General features: G+C 76.1%; 6 protein-coding genes. All 6 read left to right on the top strand.

Going from position 1 to position 5,099, the window contains the following annotated elements:
- The coding region (locus tag WCS02_RS17285) for a cysteine protease StiP domain-containing protein (protein ID WP_340295487.1) at window positions 1-1,714 on the top strand (1,714 nt) is incomplete at its 5' end.
- On the top strand, window positions 1,711-2,529 hold the full coding sequence (locus WCS02_RS17280; protein ID WP_340295486.1) for an HAD family hydrolase: 819 nt from the start codon (window positions 1,711-1,713) through the stop codon (window positions 2,527-2,529). The genes WCS02_RS17285 and WCS02_RS17280, both read left to right, overlap by 4 nt.
- A 47-nt stretch (window positions 2,530-2,576) precedes the next feature.
- Window positions 2,577-3,758 carry a toxic anion resistance protein gene (locus WCS02_RS17275; RefSeq protein ID WP_340295485.1) on the top strand — a complete coding sequence of 394 codons (1,182 nt, stop codon included), beginning with the start codon at window positions 2,577-2,579 and terminating at the stop codon, window positions 3,756-3,758.
- Window positions 3,759-3,878: 120 nt separating this feature from the next.
- Window positions 3,879-4,286 carry a hypothetical protein gene (locus tag WCS02_RS17270; protein WP_340295484.1) on the top strand — a complete coding sequence of 136 codons (408 nt, stop codon included), beginning with the start codon at window positions 3,879-3,881 and terminating at the stop codon, window positions 4,284-4,286.
- Between the two features lie 5 nt (window positions 4,287-4,291).
- Window positions 4,292-4,849, top strand: coding sequence for a TerD family protein (locus WCS02_RS17265; RefSeq protein ID WP_340295483.1), 558 nt, complete (start codon window positions 4,292-4,294; stop codon window positions 4,847-4,849).
- Window positions 4,850-4,891: 42 nt separating this feature from the next.
- The coding region (locus WCS02_RS17260; RefSeq protein WP_340295482.1) for a hypothetical protein at window positions 4,892-5,099 on the top strand (208 nt) is incomplete at its 3' end.

Here is a 5,099-nt window from a genome sequence, read left to right as displayed (position 1 = left end):
TCCGACTTCACGGCACGGCCTGCTCCCGGGCGCCGCGGCGGCCTTCGACGACGCCGCCCGGACCGTCGCGGCCACCGTCTCCGACGCGCTGCGGACGGCTCGCCCCGACGGCGCCGGCCGCGTCGTCGTCCTCGGCGACGAGGAGCTCATGGCGGCACCGGCGCGGGTGGCGTGGCACCTGCGCGCCGCCCTGCGCGCCGCCGGCGACGGCACGGCCGCCGTGCTCACGTCCACGACGACGCGCTCGCCGGTCGCGGTGCTGCCCGACCCGGGCTACGCGGTGCGGGGCTCGCTCGCCTTCTCCTCCCACGACGCCCCGCTCGCCGAGCCGGGGCCGCGCTGGGCGTACAACCTCACCACCCGGGTCGCCGACGACGGCCCGGCTGCCGGTCCGGGCCGGCAGCGCGGCACGGCCGACGTCCTCGTCCTGGTCACCGACGAGGCGGGGGACACCGACGAGCTGCGGGCCCCCGGCGGGCTGCTCGACCGCCTCGCCGGTGCCGCCGGCACGGTCGTCCTCGTCCGTCTGCCCACCGACCCGCCCGCGGCGACGGCCACGGTGCGTCAGCCGCCCGGGACCGTGCTGCGCGGACCGGCGTTCGGCTCCTACGCCGCGGAGGACGTCGGCTGGCTGCTGGAGGACCTGTCGCACGTGGCGCTCGAGGCCCCCACCGCGCACCGCGAGGCGGCCGTCCAGGCCGGGACCGCCCACTACGCGGAGTCCCTGCCGGTGGAGTACCAGCCCGACGCGGGCTACCAGCAGCTGTTCGCGCGCTCGCTCGCCACGTCCGCGGCCCGGGTGGCCCGCGCGGTCGCCGTGGTCGCGGAGCTCGTCCTCGCCGAGCGCGGCGAGGACGTCGTGCTGGCCTCCCTCGCCCGGGCCGGCACGCCCGTCGGCATCCTGCTGCGCCGCTGGGCGGCGCTGCGCCACGGCCTCGACCTTCCCCACTACGCGCTGAGCATCGTCCGGGGCCGCGGCGTCGACGAGGTGGCGCTGGACCACCTGCGCGCCCACCACGACCCCCGCCAGGTGGTCTTCGTCGACGGCTGGACCGGCAAGGGCGCGATCGTCCGGGAGCTGCGGGCCGCGGTCGAGGCCTACAGCGTCTCGCGCGGGCTCGCCCCGGGCGAGGGCTTCGACCCCGACCTGGTCGTCCTCGCCGACCCGGGCCGCTGCGTGACGACCTTCGGCACCCGTGACGACTTCCTCGTCCCGTCGGCCTGCCTCAACTCCACCGTGTCCGGGCTGGTGTCCCGCACCGTGCTCAACGACGCGTACCTGCGCCCGGGCGGCTTCCACGGCGCCAAGCACTACGCCGCGCTCGCCCCGCAGGACGTGTCCACGGTGTTCGTCGACACCGTCGTCGCCTGCTTCGACGAGGTGGCCGGCGGGGTCGCCGCCGACGTGGCGGCGGTGCGCGCGGGCGACCGCACGCCCACGTTCGAGGGCTGGCGGGCGGTGGAGGCTGTCGGGCGCGCGCACGGCATGCAGGACGTCAACCTCGTCAAGCCCGGGGTGGGGGAGACCACCCGGGTCCTGCTGCGGCGGGTCCCCTGGAAGGTGCTCGTCCGTCCCGGCGCGGCCGCCGACCTGGAGCACGTGCTGTACCTCGCCGCCGACCGCGGCGTCCCGGTCGAGGAGGTCCCCGGCCTGCCCTACAGCTGCATCGGGCTCATCTCGCCGCAGTCCGTCGGCACGCGGGGGGAGGGGTGAGCGGCGTGCTCGTGGCCAGCGACCTGGACCGGACGCTGGTCTACAGCCGGGCCGCCAGCATGCTGCCCCCGGGCAGCACGGCGGTGCTGCGCTGCGTGGAGACCTACCTCGACGAGCCCGCGTCGTTCATGACGGAGACCGCCGTCGAGGCGGTCGAGGCGCTCGGGCGCGAGGCCGTGCTCGTGCCGGTCACCACGCGGACCCGGGCGCAGCTGGCCCGGGTCCGTCTGCCGGGGGCGTCCCGCTGGGCCGTCGCCGCCAACGGGGGGCACCTGCTCGTGGACGGCGAGCCCGACGCCGGGTGGGCGCGGCGGGTGGCGGAGGGGGCGGCGCAGGGCGAGAGCCTGGCGCAGGTGCACGCGCACCTGGCCGCGGTGCTCGACCCCGCCTGGACGAGCGCGCTCCGGGTGGCCGACGACCTGTTCTGCTACGCCGTCGTCCGGCCGGACCTGCTGCCCTCCGACGTCGTGCCGGCGCTCGTCGCGTGGGCCGCGGCCCGGGGCTGGCGGGTGTCGGTGCAGGGCCGCAAGGTCTACGCCGTCCCCGCCACGCTCACCAAGTCCGCCGCCGTGCGCGAGCTCGCGGACCGGCTGGGGTCGCGCCTGGTCCTGGCCGCCGGCGACTCGCTCCTGGACGCGGACCTGCTCGAGGCCGCGGACCGGGCCGTCAAGCCGCCGCACGGCGAGCTGACGGCGTCCGGCTGGGAGGCCCCGGGCGTGACGACCACCGCCCGCGCCGGGGTCCTCGGCGGGGAGGACGTCGCGCTCTGGCTGCTCGCCCAGGTCCGGGCCACGACGGCGGTGCCCGCGCGATAGCGTGACGGCCGGGGGGCCGAGGGGGCCGTCCGGACTGGAGGACGACGATGACCGACGCCGTTGCGAGCCCGCCGGGGCAGGGCCTCGTCCTCGCGCCGCCCGCACCCGTGGCCGTGGTCGAGCCGGAGGCCGCGGCGGGGTCCGTGCCCGTCGACGCCGCCGCCCAGGAGCAGATCCGCTCCACCGCGGTCGCGTTCGTCCAGGAGCTCATGGCGATCGACCACCGCTCGCCGGACTTCGCGGACAAGGTCTCCGCCGTGACGAGCATGGGCGACGCCGAGATGCGGGCGGCCGCCGCGGTGTCCAACCGGATGCTCGAGCGGCCCGCCGCGGCGCTCGGCTCCAGGGGCGGCGACGCCCAGACCCGGGTCGCCGGGACCCTGTCCGACCTGCGCCGGACCGTCACGGACCTCGACCCGCACCGCGCCGACCTCACCGGCGCGCGGAAGATCCTCAAGTGGGTGCCGGGGGGCAACCGCATCGACAGCTACTTCCAGCGGTATGCCTCGGCGCAGTCCCAGCTCAATGACATCATCCGGGCGCTGGAGTCCGGCCAGGACGACCTCCGCAAGGACAACGCGGCCATCGAGACCGAGAAGGTCACGATGTGGGAGGTCATGGGCAAGCTCGCCGAGTACGAGCAGCTGGCCCGCGCCCTGGACGCGCAGATCGAGGAGGCCATCGCGCGCGAGGAGGCCGCCGGGCGCAGCGAGACGGCCACCGCCCTGCGCTCGGACGCGCTCTTCCCGGTGCGCCAGCGCCGCGAGGACCTCATGGTCCAGATGGCCGTCAACGTCCAGGGCTACCTGGCGCTGGACCTGGTCCGCCGCAACAACATCGAGCTCATCAAGGGCGTCGACCGGGCACAGACCACGACCGTCTCCGCGCTGCGGACCGCCGTCATCGTGTCCCAGGCGCTCGCCCGGCAGAAGCTCGTCCTGGACCAGATCACCGCGCTCAACACCGTGACGTCCTCGCTCATCGAGTCCACGTCGCAGCAGCTGCGCCAGCAGGGCACCGCCATCAACCAGCAGGCCGCCCGGTCGACCGTGGACGTGGAGAAGCTCCAGGCCGCCTTCGACAACGTGTTCGCCACCATGGACGCCATCGACACCTTCCGGGGCCAGGCGACCGAGAGCATGGCGCAGACGGTCACGGCGCTCGAGGGCCAGATCCAGCGCGCCCGGCCCTACCTGGACCGCGTCCGGGCGACGGAGCAGAGCGGCTGACACCCGGTGGGCTGGTTCCGACGAGCGCTGCAGCCGGACCCGCCACCGCCGGCCGCGGACCGGGCCGGCGGGCCCGGCGGCACCGACCGGGTCGACCCCGGTGACACCCCGGAGGCACTGGTGAGGCTCTGCGCGCAGACCGACGAGTTCGTCGACCGCAACGCCGGGCGCCTGCCCACGGCGGTCGTCGTCGACGTCCGGTCGCTCACCGACGTCATGCGCGCCGTCGTCGCCACGACCGCCGTGCGCCCGCTCGACGTGCACGCCCTCGTCTCGGTCCGCGCGGTGCTCGAGGACTACCTGCCCACGACGCTGAAGCGGTACCTGGCCGTCGACGAGGCCCTCCTCGACACCGCCCGGTCCGGGTCGCCGAGCCCCCGCGACTCCCTGCACGAGCAGGTCGCCGCCCTGCACACCGCGGCGAGCTCGACGCTCACCGCCGTCCGCGCCCAGGACGTCGACGCACTGAGCACCCAGGGCCGGTTCCTCCGGACCAAGTTCACCGCCTCCGACCTGGACCTGTCGTGAGGACCATGCGCCGGGGCACCAACGTCGCCCTCACCAAGGAGATCCCGGGGCTGACGCGGGTCGTCGTCGCCGTCCGGCTGGCCACGTCCGAGGAGGTGCTCGCCCGCTCGCTCGTGGTCGCCGCGATCCTCTGCGACGAGGGCGGCCGCGCGCTGGGCGACGACCACTTCGTGTTCTTCAACCAGCTCGCCGACGCGGGGCGCAGCGTCGTCCGGCTCGACGTCCGCTCCGCCGCGCCAGGACCCGAGGAGCAGGTCGAGGTCGACCTGGACCGGGTCCCCGAGGACGTCCGGCGGGTGGTGTTCGTCGCCTACGTCAACGGCGGCACCGCCCAGCGGCGGACCCTGTCCCAGCTGCGGGAGGCGACGGTGCGGGTGCTGCAGCAGGAGGACGACGCCGAGCTCGTGCGCTCGGAGAACCTCGTCCCCGGGTTCGGGCCCGAGACCGGGGTCGTCCTGTGCGAGCTCTACCGCCACCGCGGGGACTGGAAGTTCCGCGTGGTCGGGCAGGGCTACGACGACGGCATGGTCGGCATGGCGGCCGACCACGGCATCACCCTGTGAACCGCACGTGACCGACCGGACCCGCGTGCGCGAGGACCTTCCGTGGCTCCGTCGCCGACGGCCCGCGGTGGCCGCCGCGCAGGCCCCGACGCCACCCCCGGCGACCTCGACCGTCCCTGCGCCGGCCCCGACGCCGCCGGCAGCGACGAGGGCGCGCGGGCTGACCCCGCCGACGGTCTCGGGCCCCGCGCCGACCTCGACGCCGGCCCCGAGGTCCCGGGGCCTGACCCCGCCGTCGTCCCCGGCGCAG

The organism is Aquipuribacter hungaricus (genome assembly GCF_037860755.1).
In the GTDB taxonomy this organism is placed as follows: Bacteria; Actinomycetota; Actinomycetes; order Actinomycetales; family JBBAYJ01; genus Aquipuribacter; species Aquipuribacter hungaricus.
This window is presented reverse-complemented; position numbering and strand designations above follow the sequence as displayed.

Bases quoted from the DNA above. Each gene is read 5' to 3' on its own strand.
- WCS02_RS17275 (WP_340295485.1), top strand. From the start codon at position 2,577: ATGACCGACGCCGTTGCGAGCCCGCCGGGGCAGGGCCTCGTCCTCGCG.
- WCS02_RS17265 (WP_340295483.1), top strand. From the start codon at position 4,292: ATGCGCCGGGGCACCAACGTCGCCCTCACCAAGGAGATCCCGGGGCTG.